The sequence below is a fragment of the Actomonas spartinae genome (assembly GCF_051209155.1).
GTDB lineage: Bacteria > Verrucomicrobiota > Verrucomicrobiia > Opitutales > Opitutaceae > Actomonas.
The window spans coordinates 1,431,549-1,455,772 of the sequence record NZ_JBPJGB010000001.1; the positions used below are offsets into that span (position 1 = coordinate 1,431,549).

Annotated in this window: 20 protein-coding genes and 1 tRNA gene; 6 read left to right on the forward strand and 15 right to left on the reverse strand. The window is 64.7% G+C overall.

The features are described from left to right. Positions 1-86 precede the first annotated feature (86 nt). The 3 genes from AC0MRV_RS05790 (at position 87) to ligA (ending at position 2,652) form a co-directional block, all read left to right on the forward strand. A tRNA-Pro gene (locus AC0MRV_RS05790) sits at positions 87-163 on the forward strand. A 27-nt stretch (positions 164-190) separates the two neighbouring features. After that, complete coding sequence (locus tag AC0MRV_RS05795) at positions 191-622, forward strand: VanZ family protein (protein ID WP_472763490.1); 432 nt, start codon at positions 191-193, stop codon at positions 620-622. Further along, positions 619-2,652 (forward strand): NAD-dependent DNA ligase LigA, encoded by a 2,034-nt coding sequence (gene ligA / locus AC0MRV_RS05800; RefSeq protein WP_472763491.1) that lies wholly within the window; start codon positions 619-621, stop codon positions 2,650-2,652. The genes AC0MRV_RS05795 and ligA overlap by 4 nt, the downstream gene beginning before the upstream one ends. 9 nt (positions 2,653-2,661) lie before the next feature. Here ligA and AC0MRV_RS05805 read toward each other — a convergent pair whose 3' ends face one another. From AC0MRV_RS05805 to AC0MRV_RS05840, 8 genes are all read right to left on the reverse strand, one after another. After that, positions 2,662-3,465, reverse strand: coding sequence for a DUF6515 family protein (locus AC0MRV_RS05805; protein WP_472763492.1), 804 nt, complete (start codon positions 3,463-3,465; stop codon positions 2,662-2,664). A gap of 76 nt (positions 3,466-3,541) precedes the next feature. Then, positions 3,542-4,057 (reverse strand): hypothetical protein, encoded by a 516-nt coding sequence (locus AC0MRV_RS05810; protein ID WP_472763493.1) that lies wholly within the window; start codon positions 4,055-4,057, stop codon positions 3,542-3,544. A gap of 121 nt (positions 4,058-4,178) precedes the next feature. After that, positions 4,179-5,579, reverse strand: coding sequence for a chromosomal replication initiator protein DnaA (gene dnaA / locus AC0MRV_RS05815; protein ID WP_472763494.1), 1,401 nt, complete (start codon positions 5,577-5,579; stop codon positions 4,179-4,181). Between the two features lie 527 nt (positions 5,580-6,106). Beyond that, positions 6,107-8,134, reverse strand: a complete 2,028-nt coding sequence (gene ispG, locus AC0MRV_RS05820) for a (E)-4-hydroxy-3-methylbut-2-enyl-diphosphate synthase (protein WP_472763495.1) — start codon at positions 8,132-8,134, stop codon at positions 6,107-6,109. Between the two features lie 51 nt (positions 8,135-8,185). Continuing rightward, positions 8,186-9,631: an RIP metalloprotease RseP gene (gene rseP / locus AC0MRV_RS05825; RefSeq protein WP_472763496.1), complete on the reverse strand. Its 1,446-nt coding sequence runs from the start codon at positions 9,629-9,631 to the stop codon at positions 8,186-8,188. Between the two features lie 8 nt (positions 9,632-9,639). After that, positions 9,640-10,821 (reverse strand): 1-deoxy-D-xylulose-5-phosphate reductoisomerase, encoded by a 1,182-nt coding sequence (gene dxr / locus AC0MRV_RS05830; RefSeq protein ID WP_472763497.1) that lies wholly within the window; start codon positions 10,819-10,821, stop codon positions 9,640-9,642. After that, positions 10,818-11,639, reverse strand: a complete 822-nt coding sequence (locus AC0MRV_RS05835; RefSeq protein ID WP_472763498.1) for a phosphatidate cytidylyltransferase — start codon at positions 11,637-11,639, stop codon at positions 10,818-10,820. Before AC0MRV_RS05835 ends, dxr begins: the two co-directional genes overlap by 4 nt. A 6-nt stretch (positions 11,640-11,645) precedes the next feature. Continuing rightward, positions 11,646-12,404 (reverse strand): isoprenyl transferase, encoded by a 759-nt coding sequence (locus AC0MRV_RS05840; protein ID WP_472763499.1) that lies wholly within the window; start codon positions 12,402-12,404, stop codon positions 11,646-11,648. 110 nt (positions 12,405-12,514) lie between these two features. Between AC0MRV_RS05840 and AC0MRV_RS05845 the strand changes: the two genes are divergently transcribed. Beyond that, positions 12,515-12,817, forward strand: coding sequence for a 4a-hydroxytetrahydrobiopterin dehydratase (locus tag AC0MRV_RS05845; RefSeq protein WP_472763500.1), 303 nt, complete (start codon positions 12,515-12,517; stop codon positions 12,815-12,817). 20 nt (positions 12,818-12,837) lie between these two features. Here AC0MRV_RS05845 and AC0MRV_RS05850 read toward each other — a convergent pair whose 3' ends face one another. From AC0MRV_RS05850 to AC0MRV_RS05880, 7 genes are all read right to left on the reverse strand, one after another. Continuing rightward, complete coding sequence (locus AC0MRV_RS05850) at positions 12,838-15,012, reverse strand: transglutaminase TgpA family protein (RefSeq protein WP_472763501.1); 2,175 nt, start codon at positions 15,010-15,012, stop codon at positions 12,838-12,840. Further along, the gene (locus tag AC0MRV_RS05855; protein ID WP_472763502.1) at positions 14,987-16,180 is read right to left on the reverse strand and encodes a DUF58 domain-containing protein; all 1,194 of its coding nucleotides are present in this window, start codon (positions 16,178-16,180) and stop codon (positions 14,987-14,989) included. The genes AC0MRV_RS05850 and AC0MRV_RS05855 overlap by 26 nt, the downstream gene beginning before the upstream one ends. A gap of 109 nt (positions 16,181-16,289) precedes the next feature. Next, positions 16,290-17,261 (reverse strand): AAA family ATPase, encoded by a 972-nt coding sequence (locus tag AC0MRV_RS05860; RefSeq protein WP_472763503.1) that lies wholly within the window; start codon positions 17,259-17,261, stop codon positions 16,290-16,292. A gap of 85 nt (positions 17,262-17,346) precedes the next feature. Continuing rightward, positions 17,347-18,300, reverse strand: coding sequence for a hypothetical protein (locus AC0MRV_RS05865; RefSeq protein ID WP_472763504.1), 954 nt, complete (start codon positions 18,298-18,300; stop codon positions 17,347-17,349). Positions 18,301-18,545: 245 nt separating this feature from the next. Continuing rightward, positions 18,546-19,391, reverse strand: coding sequence for an NAD(P)-dependent oxidoreductase (locus AC0MRV_RS05870; RefSeq protein WP_472763505.1), 846 nt, complete (start codon positions 19,389-19,391; stop codon positions 18,546-18,548). An 81-nt stretch (positions 19,392-19,472) separates the two neighbouring features. Continuing rightward, positions 19,473-20,171 carry an MTAP family purine nucleoside phosphorylase gene (locus tag AC0MRV_RS05875; RefSeq protein ID WP_472763506.1) on the reverse strand — a complete coding sequence of 233 codons (699 nt, stop codon included), beginning with the start codon at positions 20,169-20,171 and terminating at the stop codon, positions 19,473-19,475. Positions 20,172-20,232: 61 nt separating this feature from the next. Then, the gene (locus AC0MRV_RS05880; protein ID WP_472763507.1) at positions 20,233-21,018 is read right to left on the reverse strand and encodes a nucleotidyltransferase domain-containing protein; all 786 of its coding nucleotides are present in this window, start codon (positions 21,016-21,018) and stop codon (positions 20,233-20,235) included. Positions 21,019-21,070: 52 nt separating this feature from the next. On the opposite strand from AC0MRV_RS05880, the gene AC0MRV_RS05885 reads away from it, so the two are divergent. Together AC0MRV_RS05885 and katG are read left to right on the forward strand one after the other, a co-directional pair. Further along, the gene (locus AC0MRV_RS05885; RefSeq protein ID WP_472763508.1) at positions 21,071-21,802 is read left to right on the forward strand and encodes a YncE family protein; all 732 of its coding nucleotides are present in this window, start codon (positions 21,071-21,073) and stop codon (positions 21,800-21,802) included. A 142-nt stretch (positions 21,803-21,944) separates the two neighbouring features. After that, positions 21,945-24,164, forward strand: a complete 2,220-nt coding sequence (gene katG / locus AC0MRV_RS05890; protein ID WP_472763509.1) for a catalase/peroxidase HPI — start codon at positions 21,945-21,947, stop codon at positions 24,162-24,164. The last annotated feature ends 60 nt before the right edge of the window (positions 24,165-24,224 follow it).

The following is a 24,224-nucleotide window of genomic DNA, read 5'->3' on the forward strand; positions in this document are numbered from 1 at the left end:
CGGCTCGGACTGCCGCGCTGGGGGTGGGAAAAAACCGCTTGCTTCGAGCGGTTTCATGCGGCTTGGTCTCCCTTCCTTCCTCGGTTCGGGCCGTAGCGTAGCCTGGTAGCGCGCTTGCATGGGGTGCAAGAGGTCGGGAGTTCGAATCTCCCCGGCCCGACCATTTCAGGAAGGGAGCTGATCGGTAGACATGGCGGAAAAGGAGTCTGAACAACGCGGTCACTGGGGCTGGCCCTTGGTCTTGGCCCTCACGGTTTTTGTCGCCTCGGGCGGCAGCAGTGTCGCGGCGCCCGACATCATCAACATCGACAAGGTGGCGCATTTCAGCGTGTTCGGTCTGTTGGCGACGCTGATCGCCCGGACCCAGCCACCGCGGCGCTGGTGGCTCGGGTTGGTGGGGGCTTCCCTTTACGGTATGGCCGACGAATTTCGGCAAAGTTTCACGCCCGGGCGATTCGTGGAGGTGGCGGACTGGGTGGCCGACACGCTGGGCGCGGCGGTGGCGGTGACCGCCTATTCGAGCTGGGGCGCTTATCGCCGATTGCTCGAAACAAATCTTCGCGGCGGCGCGCGTCCGTCGGTTGCCAACGGGGAAAGCATGGTGCCAGATAGCGCCCGATGACCCCGACCGATCCGGAACAACGCATCTCCGAACTTCGCGCGCAAATCGCGCACCACGACGAGCTCTACTACCGGCAGGCAGAGCCGGAAATCACCGACCGCGATTACGATGCGTTGAAGCAGGAACTGGCCGACCTGGAGGCGCAGTATCCGCTTTTCGCCGCGGCCGATTCGCCGACGCAGAAGGTGGGCGACGATCGGGTGGAGGGTTTTCAGAGCTACGTCCATCGCGAGCGCATGATGAGTCTCGACAACACCTACTCGGACGACGAGATGCGCGAGTTCATCGCGCGGGTGGGCCGGGATCTGGAACGCGATGAGCTGAGTTTTGTGGTCGAGCCCAAGATCGACGGCTTGGCCGTGAGCGTGACCTACGAAAAAGGCCGCATGGTGCGGGCGGTCACCCGCGGCAACGGCGTCGAGGGCGACGACATCACCGCCAATGCCCGCACGATTGCGACCTTACCGACGGAGCTGAAGGCGACCGATGGGGTGCCGCTGCCGGAGGTGATTGAGATCCGCGGGGAGATCTATCTCACCCTCGAGGAGTTTCAGCGCATCAACGCTGAGCGTGAGGAGGCCGGGCTGCCGCTCTATGCGAATCCGCGCAACCTCGCCGCCGGCACGATCAAACAGCTCGATGCCAGCGTCGTCGCCCAGCGCAAATTGGAGATCGTGCTCTATGGTCGTGGTTACACGGAGCCGGTCGAGTCCCTGCCCGAGTCGCAGCAGCAGTTTCATGCCTGGGTGCAGGCGTGGGGTTTACCGACGGTGGAAAAGCAGTGGGTGGCGGAGAGTGCGGATGGCGTGCTCACCGCGATTCGGGAACTCGACTCCATCCGCGGCGGTTTCGCCTACGCCACCGATGGCGCGGTGGTGAAGCTCGATTCGATTCCGCTGCAGCGCACGCTCGGCGCGACCAGCAAGGCACCGCGTTGGGCGATGGCCTACAAGTTTGAAGCCGAGCGGGCCGAGACGCTGCTCAAGGCGATCACGATTCAGGTCGGGCGCACGGGTGTGCTCACCCCGGTGGCCGAACTCGAGCCGGTGCAACTCGCCGGCACGACGGTCTCGCGCGCGACGCTGCACAACGCTGCGGAGATCGCGCGCAAGGATATCCGCGTGGGCGACACGGTCGCGGTGGAGAAGGCCGGCGAGATCATCCCGGCGGTCATCGGCGTGAATCTGGAGAAACGGAAGCCGGAGTGCGTGCCCTATGTGTTCCCCGACGCCTGTCCGGCCTGCGGCACCGCGGCGATTCAGCTCGAGGGCGAGGTGGCGGTGCGCTGTCCGAACCGGGAATGCCCGGTGCAGGTGCGGCGGCGGGTCATCCATTTTGCCTCGCGGGCCTGTCTCGATATCGAAGGCCTGGGCGGGGCGATGGTCGACCAGTTGGTCGAGAACGGCTGGGTGAAGCGCCTGCCCGACCTGTATCAGCTTTCTCGTGACAACCTGCTCACCCTGGGCAAGAGCGTGGAGAAATCGACCGACAAGCTTTTGGCCGCGATCGAGGCCAGCAAAACGGCCGAGTTGTGGCGGTTTATCCACGGCTTGGGCATACCGAATGTCGGGGCGGCTTCAGCCAAGGATCTGGCCCGTGTGTTCGGCAACCTGACCTCGTTGGCGGATGCGCCACTGGAGGCTTACATCAAGGACAAGGAGTCGGTGATCAGCGGCATCGGCCAAACGATGGCGGAAGCGATCGTGGGTTTCTTTGCCGATGCCTACAACCGCCAGATGGTGGACGATTTGTTGGCGGCCGGGGTGGCGCCGGAGTCGCCCTCGGCGGGCGGCGGCGGCACCTTGTTCGCGGGTTTGAGTTTTGTGCTCACCGGCACACTGCCAACGCTCACCCGCAACGAGGCCGGCGAAATGATCGAAGCGGCCGGCGGCAAGGTGAGTGGCAGCGTCAGTAAAAAGACGAGCTACGTCGTGGCGGGCACCGAAGCCGGTTCCAAGCTGGCGAAGGCGGAAAAGCTCGGTGTGCCCGTGATCGACGAAGCGAAGCTGCGCGAAATGTTGGGCGGCTGATCGCCCGGGTCAGTTCGCTGCGCCGGCGTCTCGGCTCCAGGGGGCGGCGACGACTTTGTAGCCGTCCGGGCTCTTGCGGAAGACGACGCCGTCAAAGCGGAAGTATTCGATGTCCTGGTGCCAGACCGGCTGGGCGCCGATGGGGAGCACGTCGGACACGGCGCCGACCGGGGTGGCGACCCACACGAGGCCGTTGGCGGTGGGCTTGAAGAACTCGCCGTCAATGAGGCGCAGCTCCTGTTCATCCTGCCAGACGGAAAGGTAAGCGGGTTTGGGCTCGGGAGCGCCGATCTCGCGGTTCGGATCAATCCCTTCGTCGGTCACTTCGTAACGCACTTTGGTGGAGGGACGTTCACGCTCGATGATGACCGGCCGCTCGACCACGACGTAACCGCGGTTGTAAGGGCGGTAGTAAATGTCGTCCGCGACGAAATAGATCGTGGAATCAAAGACCACGCGACGGTGGTGGCGCGGTAGCGCGCTGACGTAGAATCCCGGGTAAAAGCCCGTGCGGTAATAAGGGCGATAGTAGGGGGAGCGGCGGTAATTGTCGCGGGAAACGCCGACGTGCCAGCTGTTTACGCCGTAGGATCCGACACCGATGCCGAACGAGTAGTGGGTGCGGCTACGATTGCGGTCGCGATGATCGTAGCGGTCGTGCCGATCGTGACGGTCGCGGTCATGCCCGCGGTCCCGATCCCGGTCGCCCCCGCGGTCCGCCAGGGCGATCGAAGGAAAGGCCAGGGCCAATGCGAGGGCGGAGAGGAGCGCGGCGGGGCCGAGGCGGCGAAGACGGGTGGCCGAGGTTTTCATGAGGAATGAGACGGGTTTCAGGTCGTTCTGTTCCTCCTTGGGACGGCACGGCTCGCCGCCGTATTCAGCTTTTTTCCTAGGCGAGGCCTTTTTCCTGCAGGGCGCGGGAGAGCTGTTCCATGAAGGCTTGGGAATCCTCGGGTGACGGACGGTAGCCTTCCTGACTGATCTCGGTGAAGCCGGGGCGACCGTAGTTGTCGATGATCCACTTGCCGGTGACGCCGTCGCTGAAGGTGACGGAACCGCTGGCGAGGGCGCCGGGAATGAGGGTGGCGGCGTCGACCTCGAGGCTGACGTTGCCGTCGACGGGCAGGGCGTCGGCATCTTCGAGGGCGGCTTCGTCCTCGCCCGGTGCTCCGCCGACGGGGCTGGGGGCGGGTTTGGGGGGCGGGGCTTTGGAGACGTCACTGGCGTCGGCCTTGGGCGCGGGGTCGACCAGGGTGAGGTCGAGGTCATCGACCAGGAAGCGAACATCCATGTAGGTCATGGACAGGCCGAACTCTTCCTGGATGCGTTTTTGCACGTCCGAGAGGCTGGCGCCGTCGCGGACCCATTGGGCCACGGTGGAGGTTTGTTCGGAGGAAAGGGACATGGGATTTTCGAATTTCGATTTGGGATTTTCGATTTTTGGCGGTGCTCGGCAACCGATTAGGCGATCGCCCGCGGGCGCAAATCGAAAATCCAGAATCGAGAATCGAATATCCAGACGCGCTTTAGCGCGACAGTTGATTGCGCAGGAACTCGATGCTGCTGCGCATGGAGGTGTCCTGCTCCATCATGTTGTCCACGGCCTTGCAGGCGTGGATGACGGTGCCGTGATCGCGGCCACCGAAGGCGTCGCCGATTTCCTGCAGGGAGTGCTTGGTGAGCGTGCGGGAGAGATACATCGCGATCTGGCGGGGGATGGCGATGTTGTTGGGGCGCCGCTTGCTGGTCATGTCGGCCAGGCGGATTTGGAAATGGTCGACCACCTTGCGCTGGATGGTGTCGATGGTGAGGACGTTTTGCGCCTGCTCCATGAGCACGTCCTTGAGGAGCTCCTGGGTGATCGCGACGTCGAGGTGCTTGCCGGTGAGGGAGGCATAGCTGGCGACCTTGATGAGGGCACCCTCGAGACGGCGGATGTTCTTGGAGATGTTTTGCGCGATGAAGGTGAGGACGTCGGACGGGACGGAGAGACCGAGCGACTTGGCCTTGGTGCGCAGGATGGCGACGCGGGTTTCGAAGTCGGGGGCTTGGATGTCGGCCGGCAGGCCCCATTCGAAGCGGGAAACGAGGCGGGATTCGAGTTTGGCAATCTCGGAGGCGCGGCGATCGCTGGACAGGACGATCTGCTTACCGGACTCAAAGAGGTCGTTGAAGGTGTGGAAGAACTCTTCCTGGATGCGCTCCTTGCCGCCGAGGAACTGCACGTCGTCGAGCAGGAGCACGTCGACGTTGCGGTAGCGCTGGCGGAACTTTACGAGGGCGTTTTCCTGCAGGCCCTGAATGAACTCGTTGGTGAACTTCTCGGTGGAGAGGTAGGCGACGCGGGCATCGGGCTTGTGGCGCAGGATGGCGTGGCCGATGGCATGCATCAGGTGGGTCTTGCCGAGACCGGTGTCCCCGTAGAGGAAGAGCGGGTTGTAGGCCTGCGCCGGCGACTGGGCGACGGCGAGGGCGGCGGCCTGGGCCATCTGGTTGTTCGAGCCCACGACGTAGGTCTCGAAGGTGTTGCGGGGATTCAGGTTGCCGGCATGGGCGGCGGCGTGGGCACGACCTTGGCGGGTGAGCGGCGTGCTGCGGCGGGCTGGCGCGGTGCGCGGGGCGGCCTCGGGTTGCTCGGTCGCGGTTTCCCGGGCGGTCGAGGCCTGCGCCGTGTCGTTCTTGCGCAGGCGGACCGCGACATCGCGACCGGAGGTGAGGCGCAGGCGCTGCACGATGAGGTCCAGATAGTTGTCGTGAATCCAGATCGCGGCGAAGTCGTTGGGCACGCCGAGCGTAAGGCTGTCGTCATCTCCCTCCAGGCACACGAGGGGAGCGAACCATAGCTGGAAGACATCGTCGGGAAACAGGTCCTTGAAGTCCTGTTTGACGGTTTCCCAAAGCGAAAGTGACGACGAAAGTGCGGGCATTAATTCAGACGGCTAGGCGGTTTTATTCACAAGGCGCCAATGAGCCACCAATACGCACGTCTGAAGCAATGGAATTCCAAGAGGCGGCAATCGGGAAAAAGGGAGTGGGCGGCGTCAAAAATGCGGGGTAGCGGATGAAGAATGGAAATCATAAAACTTTGACAACCAGTGGGTAATGAGTGCGAGCGGCCTGGATCGGCGGAATTCGATCGGACAAACGTGAGAAAGAGCGGACCCAACAGCGCGACAGGGGCGTGGTGGAGAGAGACGAATAAACGTCGATGGAAATTGGGGTTTCAAGGCGAACTTTCCCACAAGTTATTCACACAGCCGGGGGTATAACTTTTGGAGATTTTTCTGTTGCCACGAGGCGGTGTTTCAACCGCCGCGAAAGTCGCGAAATCTGCGTAAGGATGCAAGCACTACAAACAGGCCTATTCCCCTAGGTAAGGCGGGTATTTCCGCGCACGTTGCCGTAGTGTTTCATATGTTACGGCGTCGTCACGGGGGTGTGTCGATGCCCCGATTCAGGGCTCGGGGTCCACCCATTTTCCATGTTCTCGGATGAGTTCGATTAATCGATCGTCGGCCTCTTTTTGGGCGATATTGTAACGCACGCAGGTTTTGCCGACGTAGAGATTGATCTTGCCGGGGGCGCCACCGACGTAACCGAAGTCGGCGTCGGCCATTTCGCCCGGCCCGTTCACGATGCAGCCCATGATGGCAATCTTCACCCCTTTCAGGTGGCCGGTCTTTTCGCGAATGCGTTGCGTCGTGGTCTGCAGGTCGAAGAGCGTGCGGCCGCAGGAAGGGCAGGCGACAAACTCGGTTTTGGTGATGCGGGCGCCGGCGCCTTGCAGGACGTTGTAGGCGAGTTTCACGCCGCGGATGGCGTCGGGCTCGGTTTCGAGGCTGATCAGGTCGCCCAGTCCGTCACAGAGCAGGGAACCGGTCAGCATCGAGGCGTCGAGCAGGCGGGAGAGAAACGAGGCCTCGGCGGTGAGGCGGGCGGCTGGCGTGTTGCGAATCCAGAGTGGCAGGCCCAGGCCGTGCAACTTGAGGGTGGCGGCCACGGCCCGATAGGCGCCGATCGTGTGCTGCGCCGTCGTTTTGTGGTGCGTGGTGGCGATGATACGGCCGTGGCCCAGCGTTGAGATCGTCGGAGCCAGTTCGGCCCAGTCGGCCGCCGCCGCATCGATCGCGAGCGTGACGGTGGCGTGCGGGCGCGTCAGCTCGATCCACTGCGCCAGCTCGGGCCCATCACGGGACGTGAAGGTGCGCAGCAAAGTGAGCGGCGCGCGCGCGGCGGTGAGGGTGGCGCTCAGGTCGGCGGGTTGCAGGGCGGCCGCGAGCTCGAGCGCGAGAAACGCGGAGGGGAGTTCGGCGGCCACGTTGGAGAGGCGATCGAGTTCTTCCGTCGACTGCACCGGGACCAGCAGGCCCTCGGGTGGGTTGTCCTTGAGCGCGGGCGAACGCAGCTGGGCGGCGAAGTTCGACAGCTCGGCGACGGACGGTGCGCGGACGATGACGCGGGGGGCTTGTTCGACGCCGACGGCGCAGTCGGGCGCGAGTTCGAGGTCGGTGATGCGGCGGCGCTGGAAGTGGAAGGGATCCAGTGAGTCGGGCGCGTCGATCGGGAAAGCGTCGGCCGGAACGGTTTCCTCGCTCCAACGGGCGCTCGCTTTGGCGGCGAGAGCCTGGGCCACCGGGATCTCGTAGACCGGATCCTCGGTGAGCGACACGCGGATGGTGTCGCCGAGGCCGTCGAGCAGGAGGCTGCCGATGCCGATGGCGCTCTTGATGCGGCCGTCTTCACCGTCGCCGGCTTCGGTGACGCCGAGGTGGAGCGGGTAGTGCATGTTCTCGGCCGCCATGCGCTGCACGAGCAGGCGGTAGGCCTCGATCATGACCTTCGGGTTGGAGGCCTTCATCGACAGGATGATGGCGTGGAAGGCGTGGTCCTCGGCGATGCGCAGAAACTCAAGCGCGCTCTCCACCATGCCGAGCGGCGTGTCGCCGTAGCGGTTCATGATGCGGTCGGAGAGCGAACCGTGGTTGGTGCCGATGCGCAGGGCTCGGCCAAGGGTCTTGGCGCGTTTGACGAGCGGGCTGAAGGCCTCGTGCAAGCGCTCGAGTTCCTCGTTGTAGGCGGCGTCGGAATATTCGGTGACGGCGAACTTCTTTTTGTCGGCGTAGTTGCCGGGGTTCACGCGGACCTTTTCGACGTGCTCGACCGCTTCCATCGCCGCGCTGGGCAGGAAGTGGATGTCGGCCACGAGCGGGACGTGGGCGAAACCGGCGGCACTGAACTGTTTGCGGATATCCTTGAGCGCGCGGGCGGCGGCCTTGTTGGGGGCGGTGACGCGCACGATTTCACAACCGACTTCGGCGAGGGCGATGGCCTGCTTGACGGTGGCGGCGACGTCCTGGGTGTTGGTCGTCGTCATCGACTGGACGCGCAGCGGTTGGGAACCGCCGACGCCGACATTGCCGACCATGACTTCGGTCGACCGACGGCGCAAAGTGCGGAAACGGGAAGCGCAGTAGCTGCTCATGGAAAAACGGCTTGGGAAACGCGGCGGTCGGCCCGGCGGTCCGACCCGGCCTCAGGGAGCCGGCGTGGTGGTTTCCGTCGGTTCGGCGGCGGCCTCTTCGCGCGCGGCGTCGCGGGCGGCGTCGCGGCGCCAGCGGCCGACGTCGAAGAAGGACACGTAGATGATCATGCTGAAGAGCAGGACCATGAACACGCTCTGGGTCGTCATCACGAAGCTCTCGGGCAGGTTGCGGCCACGGAGCCGGTTGATCGTGGCGAAGAGCATGTGGCCGCCGTCGAGCACGGGAATCGGCAACAGGTTGAAGATAGCGAGATTGATGTTCACGAGGATCGTGAACCAAAGCACGAGACGAATGTCGGCCTGCGCGGCGAGGTGGAAGACGCGAATGATGCCGACCGGTCCGCTGAGTTTGGAAATGCCGATGTCGGACTGGGGGTTGATGAGGCTGCCGAGCGTGCGGAAGGTCATGTGCACGTGGTTGCTGAACTGCTCCCACGGCGTCGGGTAGACCAACTTCGAATCGGTCATGAGGCGCAGACCCAACTCGGCCGGTTGCTCGACATCGGGCCGGGCCGGCAGGGTGAGGGTGAGGTCCTGACCTTCGCGTTGGACGTGCATCGCGATGGCGCGGTTGTGATGGGCCGCGAGATAGTCGGCGTAGGTCTGGATGTTGAGGATGCGCTCGTCGTCCAGCTGCAGGATGCGGTCGCCGGCCTGGAGTCCGAGGGTGGCGGCGGCGCTATCGGGGTCGACACTTTGCACGATGAGCTCGTAGGCGGCGATGATGCCGACTTTGCGGACCTCGTCGTCGCCGGCAATCTGCGGGTAGATCGTGAGGTCCTGCACCTGCCCGTTACGCTCGATGGTGAAGACGTTGGTGCGGCGGCCGTCGTCGGTGCGACCCGCGCTGGTGACGAGGGTCTGGAGGAGCTCCGACCAGTCGTCGACCTTCACGCCGTCGATGGCAAGGATGGTGTCGCCGACCTCGAGGCCGGCCTCGCGCGCGGGGCTGGGCACCACCTCGTCGGCGGCGTTGCGCATCTCGTTCACGACATAACCGATCTGGGTGGTCGCCTGGTCGCTGGTGGTGGGTTGGCCGACGAGCCAGATGATGGTGGCGAGAACGAAGGCGAAGATCAGGTTAAACACCGCGCCGGCGGCGAAGACGATGATGCGCGTCGCGTAGCTGACGGGCGGGAGGTCTTTGGTTTCGAAATCGGCCTCACCCTCGATGCTCGACATGTCGGCGAGCTGGGGCAGCAGGACGTAGCCGCCGAGCGGCAGCCAGGAAACGCGGTATTCCACCCCGTCCTTACCGCGCCAGCCGAACATGCGCGGACCGAAACCGATGGAGAAACGGGCGACTTTCACCCCGCGGCGGCGGGCGGCGAGGAAGTGGCCGAGCTCGTGCACAAAGATCGAGCCACCAAAAAAGATGACGATGAGGAAGACGGCCCAAACGTTGGAAAACAGGGCGTTGAGGAGATCCGCGGGCATGGCGTGGGTCAGGAAGAGGAAAAGGAGGGCAGGAGCGCTTGGGCGAGACGCCGGGTGTCGGCGTCGGCGTGGATGACATCGGCCAAGGCGCCAGGATCTTGATGGTGGGTCTGCTCGAGAACCTGCTCGACCAGTCGTGGGATCGCAAGGAAGGGGATTTGTTCGGCGAGAAAGGCGGCGACGGCGATTTCGTTGGCCGCGTTGTAAACGGCGGGGGCGATGCCGCCGGCACGCATGGCGTCGAGGGCAAGCCGCAGCATGGGGAAACGCGCCTCATCGATGGTCCGGAAATCGAGCGAGAAGGGGCGATGCACGTCGAGGGCCGGGTCGACCCCGGGCAGCCGCAGCGGGTGCAGCAAGGCGTGCTGGATCGGAAAGGTCATCGACGGGGGACACAGGTGCGTGATCATCGCTCCGTCGGTGAATTCCACGAGGCAGTGGGCGAGACTCTGGGGGTGGAGCACGGCCTGACACTGCTCGGGGCGGAGGTCGAAAAGCCACTGGGCTTCAATGAGTTCGAGCCCCTTGTTGGCCAGCGTCGCGGAGTCGACCGTGATCTTGGGCCCCATGTCCCAATTGGGGTGGCGCAGGGCGTCCGCCGGTGTGACGTGAGCGAGTTGGTCGAGCGAACAGTCACGGAACGCGCCGCCGGAGGCCGTGAGCACCACTCTCGCGACATCTTTGGTGGGGTTGTCGGCGAGGCACTGAAAGACGGCGTTGTGTTCGCTGTCGACCGGACGGAGCGTGATGCCGCGGCGGCGCGCGGCGGCCATGACGAACTTGCCGGCCATGACCAGGATTTCTTTGGAGGCGACGGCGAGGTCTTTGCCAGCCTCGATGGCGGCAAGGGCGGGTTCGAGTCCGGTGACCCCGACGATGGCAACCAGCACGACGTCGGCCTCGGGCAGGGTGGCGAGCGCGTTGAGCCCCTCCAGTCCGCCGTGCAAAGTGACCGCGGCGGGTAAGCTGGCGGCTGCGCGGGCCTCGTCGTCAAAGATTGCCACGTGGCGCACACTCGGGTGCTCGCGGGCGATGGCGGCGAGCTGTTGGTGATTGCGGTGGGCGGCGATGCCCACGAGTTGCAGGTGCTCCGGGTGCGCGGCGATGACCCGCAGGGTGCTTTCGCCGATGGAGCCGGTCGCGCCGAGCAGGACGACACGTTTGGGAGCGTGAGGCGCGGGGGAACTCACAGCAGGCAGAAGACCACGTAGGCGACCGGCGACGTGAGGATGAGGCTGTCCGACAGGTCGAACACCCCGCCGATGCCCGGAATCGTGGCGCCGGCGTCCTTGGCGTTGGTGTGGCGCTTGATGATCGATTCCACGAGATCGGATATGATGGCGAGGGCCGCGATGGGCAGGGCGAGCAGGCCGGCAATGAGCGGGGTGAAGCCGGCAGGCATCTGCGTTTTCAAACTGATCACCAAACCGACGCCGACGGCCACCGAGGTGAGGATGCCGCCGATCGCGCCTTCCCACGTCTTCTTGGGGCTGATTTCCGGGGCCATTTTGTGTCGGCCAAAGGCGAGGCCGGACAGCAGCGCGCCGACGTCGCAGAACTTCGACACCGCGATCACCCAGACGGCGAGCAGCAGACCGGTGTTCTGCGACGGGGTGTGGATGAGGATCGTCCGCGCGAGGAACGACAGCATGAACGGAATGTAGACCACACCGAAGAGCGACCAGGCCAGGGTGTCCAAGCGCTGGTGCGCGCTGCGTTCGCCGAGGATACGGATGGCAAAGACGATGGCGGTGAGGGCGAGCAGCGGGCCGCTGCCGAGGTTGAGTTCCTCGAGGTAGAGCGGGCTCACGCACAGGGCACCGCCGAGCAACATGCCCACGCGGTCGAAGGGCTCCACCCCAAGCCGGCGGATGAGTTTAAAGAATTCCCACAGGGTGAGGACCGCGATGGCGGTCACGAGCCAGACGGCGCCGACCGGACCCACGAAGATCACGGTGCCGGCGACGACCGCCCAAAGGAGGATGGTGCTGATGATGCGGGAACGCACGGTGGTTCAGGAGGTGACGGCGGCGGTGGTGGCGCGGGCCAGCTGGTCGCCGGTGCGTCCAAATCGCCGTTCGCGGCCTTGGTAATCGGCGATCGCCGCGTGGAAGGCTTCCTTGGAAAAGTCGGGCCAGTAGATCGGCAGGAAAACGAACTCCGCGTAGGCCGCCTGCAGCAGCAGGAAGTTGCTCACGCGAGTCTCGCCCGAAGTGCGGATAATGAGATCGGGATCGGGCAGGTCGCGGGTGTAGAGGTAGCGCGCGAAGGCCTCCCAAGTCGTCTTGGCGGGGTCGACCTCGCCGCGCGCGACGGCGGCGGCGTAGGCCTGGACGGCGTCGAGCACCTCGGTGCGGGAGCCGTAGTTGAGGGCCAGCACGAGGGTGTGTTCGGTGAATTCAGCGGTGGCGGCGATCGTCGCCTCGAGGTGCTTCCGCACGCCCGCCGGCAGGTCGGCCGTGCGACCGATCGTAAGCAGGCGCACGCGGTTCTTGATGAGGGTGGAGGTCTCGCGCTTGAGGAAGTATTCCAGCAGGTTCATCAAGCCGCCGACCTCTTCCTCGGGGCGGCGCCAGTTCTCGACCGAAAAGGCGTAGAGCGTGAGGTAGCGGATGCCGAACTCGCGGGCCGTTTCGATGGTGCGACGAACGGTCTCCACCCCCCGTCGGTGCCCCTCGATGCGGGGCAAACCACGCTGTTTGGCCCAGCGACCATTGCCGTCCATGATGATGGCAACGTGTTGCGGGATGCGGGTGGAGTCGAGTTCGGCCATGAAGGGAGGGGCCGAAGCTAGGGAGCCGCGCCCAGCTTTGACAAGGCCGCAGGCGGGACGGATCCGACCGTGCTTTTGACGCTGCCAGCGTCCTGTGCGAGTTTGGGGTCATGAGCGACAAACCCATGACTGATGAAGAACTCGCCGCGGTGTTGGTCGAGTTGCCCGGCTGGGAGCACGACCGCGACGCCCTCGTGAAGACCTTTACTTTCGCCAACTTTCCGGAAGCGCTGACCTTCATGGTGCGGGTGGGCTTCGAGGCCGAACGCCTGCAGCACCACCCGGAGTGGACCAACGTCTACGACACGGTGAAGGTGCGGCTCACGACCCACCACGCCGGCAATCGCGTCACGGCCAAAGACGTCGAACTCGGTCGAATCATCGAAAAGGTGCACGAGTTGCAGACGGAGTGAGCGCGGCGCGAACCGCTCGCTCAGGCCCGTCGCAGTGCCTGTCGGGCGGACCGGAAAACCGACACGGGATCCGGCCAGGACTCGATCGCGCCGTAGCGCAACCGTAGCAGGTCGTTCCGCACGGGATCGGGCCAATCAAAATCGCGGCGACGCTCGCCCCGGCTCAACCAACGGGAGGCCTGGCGACGCACGGGGTGCACCTCGCGGCGCTTGCCCGAACGGTTGCGCCCATACCACCAGCGCAGGCCGTGTTGCCGCCACCACCAGATCGCGCTGCCGAGGAGCAGCGCCACACCGGCGAAGGGGGTCCAGCGGTGCGCGTTCCAGGGCTGGCGCAGCCAATCGCGCACCGCCTCGGCCTTGGCGTCGGCCCACTCGCGGGTGAGGTCGCGCGCGGAGCGGAAGAAGGAGGTGGTCGAGTCGAGCAGCCTGGTCTGGGTATCGAGGTCGAAGTCGACGATGCGACGATACCAAAACACGCGCAGGCTCTCCAACCAGGCTCGCCAGCCGCGGTCGCGCTGACCGGCGACCACCGCGCCGGCGGCCGGATCGTTGGTGGCATTGGCGACCTGTTGGTTGCCGGGCGTGGGATCGAACCGTATCCAAGAACCGGATGCGTCGTCGAAGATTTCGCACCAGGCATGCGCGTTGGCATTGCGCACCATGAAGCTGCCGCTGAAGTCGTTCCAGGTGCCGCCGTGAAAACCGGTGACGAGGCGGGCGGGGAAGCCCGCGTCGCGGGCCAGCAGCACGAAGGCGCCGGCAAAGAATTCACAATGCCCCGGCGCTTCCGACTCGAGCCAACGCACCAGCGGGTCGCCGTCGCCCGCCGGCACCGCACTGTTGAGCGAGTAGGCATGTTGTTCGCCCAACCAGGCAATCGCGGCATCGGCAAAAACAGCGGCGTCGGCGTTGGCGGGAAGATCGATCTGTTCGCGCACGGCCCGCAGTCGCTCGCGCGTCGCGGCGTCGGTCGGTGACTCCAGGAAGCGCTCGCCGCGGGTGTTGTGCTGGCGCCGTTGCAGCGCAAAGGTCGCATCGAGCAGGCGATCGCCGGTGTCCATGCTCCAGGCTTCGAACGCGAACATCTTGGGCGGGTCACGCTGCAGGGCGACGATGCGCAGGATGTCGCTGAGGGTGAAGGTCTGCGGCTCCGTGAAGCGCATGTTGTAGAAGTTGCCGAGCAGGGGCAGGAAGCGGCTGATGCCGGGCTCCATGTAGACCGTCCACGTGGGCGCGCCGCGGGTGAACTTGTTGCGGCCCTGTAACTCCCGGCGTGGCGGGCGGTAGCCGTTGAGTTCGCGGCGCAATTCGTCGGAGACCTTGAAGCCCTCGCCGGTGTATTCATCGAGGACCACCATGCGCCAGTAGGGCACCGCCGGCATGGCGGTCGGGTCGGTCACATCGACGGAGAATGCGAGGCTGTTGTCCTGCGTGATCTCGGTCACTTCGCCGAAGCGAATGTTCTCCGAGAAGCCGGTGCGGGTCGTGCGCTGGATGAGGCGGTCGATGAACAGGCTGCTCTGCAGTTCGAAGCGCGGGATCGCGAGGAAAAGCAGGCCGGAGAGCACGACCATGGTCGCGAATCCGGCACCGCCGAGTGTGACCAAGCGCCAGTCGGTCGCGGCCCGCCACCGGGCAAAATAGGTGCGCCACTCCCCGCGGGTCCAGGCCGGGGCCACGCCCGGAGGGATGGGCTGCGGCGACACGCCGTCGGCGTGTTCCAAAGTCACGGCCAACATCATGACCAACGCGCACGCGGTAAAGGCGAGTAGCTGCACCGCGAACGACAGCGACACGGTGATGACACCCGCGACGATGATGAGGAAGAGTCCCAACAGCACGAGCTGCAGGTCGTCGCGGCGCTGGCGGTAGGTGATCAGCCGGTAGGTGATCAACATCAAGTCGAGCCGAATGAGCGCCGGCAGGTAATCGCGGGCCAGCACGAGATCGGCGATGAAGCCCAGCAGGATGGCGGGGAACGCGAGGCGGTGGACCAACGCCGGCAGATGAGCCGGCCAGCCGGGCCGCACCACCGCGGCGATCGCCGCGATTGTGACCACCGGCATCATCAACCACGCGTCGATGTCCATGAAGAACACCGTCACGACCGACAGCAGGGCCAGCACCGAGCCCATGCCCCAACGCAGGCGACCGAGGTCGTCGGGACTAAGCTGAGGCCGCTTTTTGACCATGGAGGTAGGCCGCGACGCCACGCGGGCCGTCGGGGGCAAAGGTGAGGGTGAGGCGATCGCCGGCACCGCCGCCGGTGCGGGTCGCAGGGAAGGGCGCGCGGGAGGGACGGGTGCTGACCGGCCGGGGCTCGGCTTCCGCCAGGCGATCGAAAAAGACTTCCAAGTCGCGCACACTGCGCACGGGGGTGGCCGGATCGAGGTCGAGGGCGACGGTGCCCAGCCGGCCGCTGGTGAAGAGGTCACTGGCGAGGGATGCGACCAGGCTGCACATCAGCTCGAACTGTTCGGCCCGCGGCCAGAGTTCGGCCGAGGTGTCGACGCGCAGCGAATAACCTTCCTGTTGTTCGCTGGAAAACTGGCGCACCATCAATTGCCGCAAACGCGCGCTGGCCTTCCAGTGAATGAGGCGATGCGAGTCTCCGCTGGCGTATTTGCGCAGCGCGAGCAGATCGCCGTTCTGGCCGAGCTTGGAAACGGTGTGACCGGTCTGGCGACGGCTGGGGGCAATGACGCCGTGGTTCTGGTAGTCGATGGCGGCCGGCCAGACGAGCACCTCCGTGCGCACCTCGGCGGCGAGAACCTTGCGCAGAAAGCCAAAGGGGAAAAGCGAACCGACGCCGGCGAGTTCAACGACTTCGTGACCGCGCTGGGTGGGCGTCCAAGCCCAGTCGAGTTGAGCCGTGCCGCCTTCGGGATCGAGGCGGTGGCGTTGCACGAGGCGGTGACCCTTCGGTTCGGATTTGGTGCGCAGGTCGAACCACAGGCCGTAGGTGGGCAGCAGGCGTTTGCGGTTGCGCAGCTCGATCGTGACGGTGCCGGTTTGGCCGACGCGATAAGGGGCGGCGGCCTGCACGCGCCAGGCGACCTTGGCGAGATTGAGGGCCGACATCACGCCACTGCCGATGAGGCAGGCGAGCAGCAGCGAAAGGGTGATGAAGAGGATGTTGTTGGAGGTGTTGTAGGCCGCACTGCCGATGCCCAGGGACACGGCGATCATCAGGATGCCGGAGATGGTCGGCATGATGCGCTGCCCGCGGGGCGGATAGAGGTAGGACCACAACATCGTCGACCACGACAGCTTGCCCCAGCGCTCACGGAAAGTGACCCGCTCCGCGCCAGGACCGTGCCAGCGCGGCGCGGTCGGGTGGGTGGTGGTCGTGGCGTTCATGTCCGCGCTGGAAATCCCAAAGGATGAAATCCCAAATCCCAAAAGTCGTGCACGGGGGGCATGAAAGGAGTGGCGGGAGTGGGTTGGGATTTGGGTGTTTGCGGAGCCGCTACTGCGGCGACGGGAGAGATTCGACGATACGCTTCAGCGCGGCGGTGACAGCGCGGCGTTCCTCCAAGGCGTCGCTGCTGGGGCGGATCAGGCTGAGGCGGTGGCTCAACACCGGGACGATGACATCGGCGACGTCGTCGGGGATCACAAAATCGCGTCCGCGCACGAGGGCGACGGCTTGGGCGGCGGCTTTGAGGGCGAGGGCCCCGCGCACGCTCACGCCGGCTTTGAATTCGGCTTCGGTGCGGGTGGCGGCAACGAGGCGTTGGATGTATTCCAGCACGCTGTCTTCGACGAAAACTTGGGCGGCGACGTCCTGCAGGTGCGCGATCTCGGTGCGGGTGAGCACGGGATCGAGGGCGATGCTGTCGTAGGTGCCGTGCGGGGCGCGCAGGATTTCCAACTCATCGTCGCGATCCGGGTAACCCATGTGGATGCGCATGAGGAAGCGGTCCATCTGGCTCTCCGGCAGGGGGAAGGTGCCCTCGTAATCGACCGGGTTCTGTGTTGCGAACACGGTGAATGGACTGCCCACCGTGTGGGCCTCGCCGTCGATCGTGACCTTGCCGCGATCCATGACTTCGAGGAGGGCGGACTGGGTCTTCGGCGTGGCGCGGTTGATCTCGTCGGCCAGCACGACCGAGGCAAACACGGGGCCTTTCTTGAAGATGAACTCCTTGGTGTTTTCGTCGTAGATCGCGACGCCGGTGACATCGCTGGGCAGCAGGTCACTGGTAAATTGGATGCGCGAAAACGCGCAGTCGAGCGAGCGGGCGAGAGAGTAGGCGAGGGTGGTTTTGCCGACGCCCGGCAGGTCCTCGATGAGCAGGTGACCGCGGGCGAGCAGACACACGATGGTGCGGTCGATGACCTCGTCCTTGCCCTTGATGGTGCGCCGCATGTTGGCGCGCAGTTTGGTGATGGCCTGCTTGGCCTCGGTCATGGCCGCGGTGGAGACGAAGTCGCTCATGGTCCGCGCATCATGAACCTCGTTTGCAACTGGTCAACCGGCGGGCGCAACTCGCGTTGACCAAGGTGCCGGGTGCGGGTGCGGGTCAGTCTTTCGGCGGTGCCGTCACATCGGTGTCGACGACTTCCGGGGTCCCGATTTCGACTTCGCCGCGGTAGTCCCTGACGAGGCGAACGGTGTTGGTGCCGAAGGTGGGCGCCGCCCGGGCGATCATCGTCGCAACGTGGTCGGCGAAGCGATTGCCGCGGGTGCAAATGCTCATCCGCGTGCTCCAAAGCACCTTCTTTTTCTGCTGCGCTTTCGCCAGCTGGAAATCGAAGGCAGTCAACACGATGTAGTAGCGGGATTCTTCGATCTCGGAGCGCAGGTCAGCGAGGCGGTCGGTGCTGAGAAAACCGCCCACCCGATTCAGCCGTGCCATCTCGTCGAAGTAACCGATGACACGAGCGATTTGAGCGTTGTTCTTTTCGCGGAAACGGCTGTCGGCGGCGAGGCGTTCCAAGGCGGCCTGCTTGGCCAATTGAGCTGCGACCTTTTCGCCGGAATCGGACTCTTCGCCGTCAATCTCCTCACCGGCTTCAATCGTCGCGATAACGGACTGGGCGGTGCTGAAATCGCTCACGGTCTGCGAAAACGGGCTATCGTCCCGCGGCAACGTGCAGCCCCAATGGATGGTGATGAGAAGCGTGGCGTCGTTCACATTGGGGGCGAAATAGTAGTTCTGCGCGGCGAGGTATTCGGCCGCGACGCCGGCGATCATGGGAAAGTCCTTTTTGCTCTGCGTTTGGTCCCAGACCGTGCCGTCCAACCGGCCGCCGTAGCTGATGGCGTAATATTCGCGCCGGGGCTTCCCTTCGGAGTTCAAGCTGCGCCGGTAATCGGGCGCGGTGCGGGAATAGAAGGAGACGGGAATGGTTGAGGTCTCCGGGGCGGCTGCGACCGAAGGCGCCGTCGTCAACAGTGCGGCGGAGACCAGCACCAGCAACAACCCCTGGGTGGCACAGGGAGAGGGGGACCGTTGTGAGTGGGGGCGGGGCATCACTTCGTTTGTGACTAAGCGCAGGTTGATGCGAGCCACCGGAACCCGCCTCGAGACCCCGGTCGATCCCGATGGTTCCGCCGTGCCGACGCTCAAGAGATCGGCGAACCAGGCCGCGGGCCGCGGGTGCCAGGTCGTCGCGCGGCCCCAGCGCCGGGCGAACAAACGCGGAAAGGATGGGAACGGGCCGGGATGGCAAGGCTAGGAGGCGCGGTAACACCCGCCCTGCCATCAACACCCCTGCATCACTTGTCGATCAGGCGGAACAGTGCCGCAAAATCCTCGTCGCCGAAGCCGGCGTCGTGGGCGGCGGTGAGGCGGTCGAAGATCGTGTGCAGCAGGGCGAGGTCGGCGGTGGTTTCCATGCCGGACGCGAGGCGCATGTCCTTGTGCATGTGTTTGATTGAAAACAGCGGCGCAAAGTCCCGGTTGCGGATCTGCGGTTCCTTGAGGTCGTCGAGCCCCGAGTGGGTGATGTTGGGTCCGAGCGCGTTGAAGTAGGTGTCGTCGGAGATGCCGGCGCGGCGGCACATGATGAAGGACTCGGCCAGCACCTGCATCTGCACTGAGACCCGCAGGTTCATGGCGAGCTTGAGCGTGCAGGCCTGGCGGTTGTTGCCGATGCGCACGCGCACCGCCGAGCCGAGGCCGAGGAGCTCGTCGACTTCGGTGCAGAGGGCTTCGTCGCCACCGAGATAATACACGGACTTCTTGCCTTGGGCGGCCGGCTTGCTGCCGGTGAAGGGAGCCTCGAGGTAGCGGGCACCGGTGGCGGTGACGGCGGCCTTGAAGGTGTCGGAACTGTCGGGGTCGATCGTGCTCGACTGGATCACCGTTTTGCCCGGGCCGAGAACGGGCAGAATCGCTTCGATGATGCCTTGGACGGCGGGCGGATCCGCCACCACAATTTGAATGAAATCCGCGGCTTCGGCGACGGCTCCCGGCGAGGAACGCCATTGCGGAAAATCAGGTTGCGGCGTGCGGTTCCACGCGCCGGCGAGACGACCGGCGTCGTGATAGTGGCGGGCCCAAATGCCGCCGATGATGCCAAGGCCGAGAACGCCGATGGAAGGGGAGGAAGACGTGGACATGTCCGCCACGGAATACACCTCGGCGTCGGAAGACAAACCCCAGCCTGCTTGGTGGTTAAGCAAACCACCGCAGCGGGGCGTTTAGCCCAGGATCTCGAGGAAGCGGGTGAAGAGGCGGTTCACCTTGGCCTGATTCTCCTTCACCAGATCGTGGAACTTGGCGAAGTCGATTTCGGTGCCCTCGAGGCCGTTGGCGTAGTTGTCGATGAGACCGAAGCTGTTGTAGTTGAGGCCGGCCTCGGTGCAGAGGTCGGCTTCGAAGGCGGCAGTCATACCGATGACATCACCCCAGTCCTTCACTACGCGGATCTCGGCCTTGGTTTCGAAACGGGGACCGCGCATCTGCACGTAAGTCTTGCCGGGGTGGATGGTGAACTCGGGCGCGAGTTGGGCGATGAGGTCGGGCACGAGGTTGTTGGCGATGCCGGGCGCACCGCCCTTGAGTTCGTCGTCGAAGAAGGTCTTCGGACCCTCCTGGAGGCAAAGGTAGTCGGAGCAGGAAACGAAGGTGCCGGGCGGCAGGGCGGGATCGAGCGAACCGACCGAGTTGAGCGAGACGACGTCCTTGAATCCGAGATCAGCGAGCGCGCGAATGTTGGCGCGGTAGTTGATCGTGTGCGGAGGTTTGGGAAACTCGTAGCCGTGCCGGTTGATGAGCACATGGTCGCCCTTGGCCTTATAGGTGACCTGACCGTAGGGCGTCTCGATGGTGCGGACATCCCAGGAGGCAAAGAGGTCGGATTTGACGATGCTGGTTCCGCTGATGAAGGCGACTTTCATGGGCGCGATGAACGAGTCGGCGGTCGACGATGACAAACCTAAAGGCGCCGCGTCGCTCGCATCACAGGTCGGCCACCGGCGGTTCGTGGTGCAGCCAGTTCTGTTCGCTGTCGCGCATGAACCAACGTCCCCAAGTCGGATCGTCGAAGCTGACCGGGGTGGTGGCTTTCACGGCGGCGAACAGGGATTCCATGTCCTCGGCGGACTGGGTCTCGAGGATGCGGTCGATCGAAGCCATCATGTCGGCCGGGCGATCCGGACAGCGTTCGACCTCGCGCAGCATCCATTTGTGAAAGGGGTAGAGGCGTTCATTGTGGGCGAGGATGACCCGGCAGGAAAACAGGATGAAGTTGTCGATGGCGCGTTGCACGACGTAGCGGTTGCCGTGTTTGCGGCCTTCGCCGGCCATCCATTTCCACGCGTTCATTTGCGCGAGGAAGCGTTGGATGCGGCTCTCTTTTTCGGCCACCGGGTAGCGGGTGATGCGCTCGATGAGCTCGGGGAGCCGGTCATCCCGGTTGAAGACGATGATCGTGTCCTTGAAGGCGTAGCGCGCGGCCTCGCTGCCGTGCTCGGCGACCTTTTCCATGAAGTCGATGTCGACATATTTGCCGTCCACGTAACCACCCTCGTAGGTGCAGTGTTCGAAGTTGAGGTAGAGCAGGGCGTCGGCTTCGCGGCGCCGCGCGTAGGCCGCCGACGAGATGACGATCATGATGTCGACGTCGGAGGTCTCGCGGGCGAAGCCGTGGGCGATGGAACCGCCGACGAGCAGGGCGATGACCTCGGGATCGTCAGCGAAGGCTCGCTCGACGTTGGCGAGGGTGTCTTGGTGGTGGGGATACATGACGAAGAAAACGCAGCGAAGGTGGTGGTGGCGGCCCGCTCTGTTAACGGCCTTGTTTGCGCTAACGTTTGGCGGTAGCGGCTGCGCGACGCGCGGTCCGACCCATCTTTACGTCGCGGGAGCGGGCAGCAGCCCGATCGTCGATCACGACCTGGAGGGGGAGAACCACGACCGGCTCGAGGGATTTCTGCGGGCGGAGGATCGTGTGATTGGTTTGGGCTACGAGTATAATACCGACTACATCTGGCTCCGTCTCGCGCCGGGTAACGAGCTGGTCACCATCAAACGCTCGGAGCGCAAGGAATGGTATCGTTACCAACTGCCGGCTGAGTTTGGCGCCGCGGGGGCGACCTCGCTCGATCTCGCGGTGCGCGCCTTCAACCGCATGGTCTATGCCGCGATGCCGGAGCCGGGCGTCGTGGGCAAAGTCACGCGTTACGGCGACGTGTTGCCCAGCGTGCGACCAGGGGACGCGGCGCGGGTGATCGGCGGATTGGCCTGGGATCAGATCAATGACCGGCTCCTCGTGCTCTACGCTGATGACGGCACGGTGGTGGCTTACGACGGCGAGACCACGCCGGTGGCAACGGTCCGTTTCGAGCGGGCGGTGGCGCCGACCTCGCTGGCCTATGACAGCAACCGCGAGCGTTATATTGTGCCGTTGGCGGAGCGGGCGGGTTTGGGTGAGTTCGATGCGACCGGACGTTTTTTGCGGGTGGTTCCGGTGCCGGTCGGCCCAAACGCCATCGACGCGGGCCAACGCTCGGCGGTGCGGATGTTTTGAGCGGGAATTTCACGTAAACCGGCCGATACGTTTTGCGAGTCCGGGGGATCCGGTTCAAGGTCTGCCTCCCTTCGTCCGGCCCGGCGCTCCCGCGCCCGCCTCGCCCCGAGCGAAGCAACGCAAAACCTCTCAATTTAGATTTATGGATACTCCGTTTCCCGACAACGAAAGCGGCGGCAAATGCCCCTTCCACCACCTGCACGGCGGCGTGACCTCGGCCACGACGGCCGGCAGCCGTTCCAATCGCGACTGGTGGCCCAATCAGCTCAACCTGCGGATTCTGCACCAGAACTCCGACCTGTCCGATCCGATGGATCCGGATTTCGATTATGCCGAGGCCTTCAAGTCGCTCGATCTCGCGGCGGTGAAGGCGGACCTCACCGCGTTGATGACCGACTCGCAGGAGTGGTGGCCGGCCGACTTCGGGCACTACGGACCGTTCTTCATCCGCATGGCCTGGCACGCCGCCGGCACCTACCGCATCGGTGACGGTCGTGGCGGGGGCGGCACGGGGCAGCAACGTTTCGCGCCGCTCAACAGCTGGCCGGACAACGCCAACCTCGACAAGGCGCGCCGTCTCCTTTGGCCGATCAAACAGAAATACGGCAAAAAACTCTCCTGGGCCGACCTCCTGATCCTCACCGGCAACGTCGCGCTTGAGTCGATGGGCTTCAAAACCTTCGGCTTCGGCGGTGGTCGGGCCGATGTGTGGGAACCGGAAGAGGACGTTTACTGGGGCAAGGAAGCCACCTGGCTTGGCGATGAACGTTACCACGGGGACCGCGATCTGGAGGACCCGCTCGCTGCCGTGCAGATGGGCCTCATCTACGTGAATCCGGAAGGCCCCAACGGCGAACCCGATCCGGTGAAGGCCGCCAAGGACATCCGCGAAACCTTCGCCCGCATGGCGATGAACGACGAGGAAACCGTCGCGTTGATCGCCGGTGGGCACACCTTTGGCAAAACCCACGGCGCCGGCGACGCCGCGCACGTGGGCGCTGAGCCCGAAGCCGCTTCGATGGCCGAGCAAGGTCTCGGTTGGACCAGCAGCTACGGCAGCGGCAAGGGTGCCGACACGGTCACCAGTGGACTCGAAGTCACTTGGACCACCACGCCGACCCAGTGGAGCAACAACTTCTTCGAAAACCTCTTCGGCTACGAATGGGAACTCGAGAAGAGCCCCGCCGGCGCGCATCAGTGGGTCGCCAAGGACGCCGAGGCCACCGTGCCGCATGCCTTTGACCCGACCAAGAAACAGCGTCCGACCATGCTCACGACGGACCTCTCGCTGCGCTTCGATCCGGCCTACGAGAAGATTTCGCGCCGTTTCCTCGAGAACCCGGACCAGTTTGCCGATGCCTTCGCCCGCGCGTGGTTCAAGCTGACGCACCGCGACATGGGGCCGAAGAGCCTCTACCTTGGGCCGGAAGTGCCGTCCGAGGACCTGCTGTGGCAGGACCCGATTCCGGCGGTCGATCACCCGCTCATCGATGCGGGTGACATCGCGGCGTTGAAGGAGAAGATTCTCGGCTCCGGTCTCGGCATCGCTGAGCTCGTCTTCGTGGCCTGGTCCGCCGCCTCAACCTTCCGCGGTTCGGACAAGCGGGGCGGCGCCAACGGTGCCCGCATTCGCCTCGCTCCGCAGAAAGATTGGGAAGCCAACCAACCTGCGCGTCTCGCCAAGGTGCTCGACGTGCTCACCGGCATTCAAACCGAGTTCAACGGCGCCCAAAGCGACGGCAAGAAGGTCTCGTTGGCCGACCTGATCGTGCTCGCCGGCAGTGCGGCCGTCGAAGCCGCGGCCAAGAAGGCGGGGCACGATATCGCGGTGCCTTTCACGCCGGGACGCACGGATGCGAGCGCCGAGCAAACCGACGTCGAGTCCTTCGCCGCGCTGGAGCCCTACGCCGATGGTTTCCGCAACTTCCAGAAGCCGCGCCTGCCGTGGAAGGCCGAGCAGATGCTCGTCGACAAGTCCCAGCTCCTGGGCCTCACCGCGCCGGAGATGACCGTGCTCATCGGTGGTCTGCGCGTGCTCAATGCCAATCACGGCAAGAAGCAGCACGGGGTGTTCACCGATCGTCCGGAAACGCTCACGAACGACTTCTTCGTCAACCTGCTCGACATGGCCTATCAGGCCAAGCCGACCGGACCGGAGGAAGAGACCTTCGAAATCTGCGAGCGCGCCTCGGGCGACGTGAAGTGGACCGCGACCCGCGTCGATTTGGTCTTTGGCTCCAACTCACAACTTCGCGCCATTGCCGAGGTTTACGCCGAGGGCGACGCCGAAGCGAAGTTCGTGCAGGACTTCGTGAAGGCCTGGACCAAGGTCATGAACGCCGACCGCTTCGACCTGCGCTGAGCTAGAACCAAACCACCGCATGGATTTCATACCGCCGGCCGAGCATTCGGTTGGCGGTAT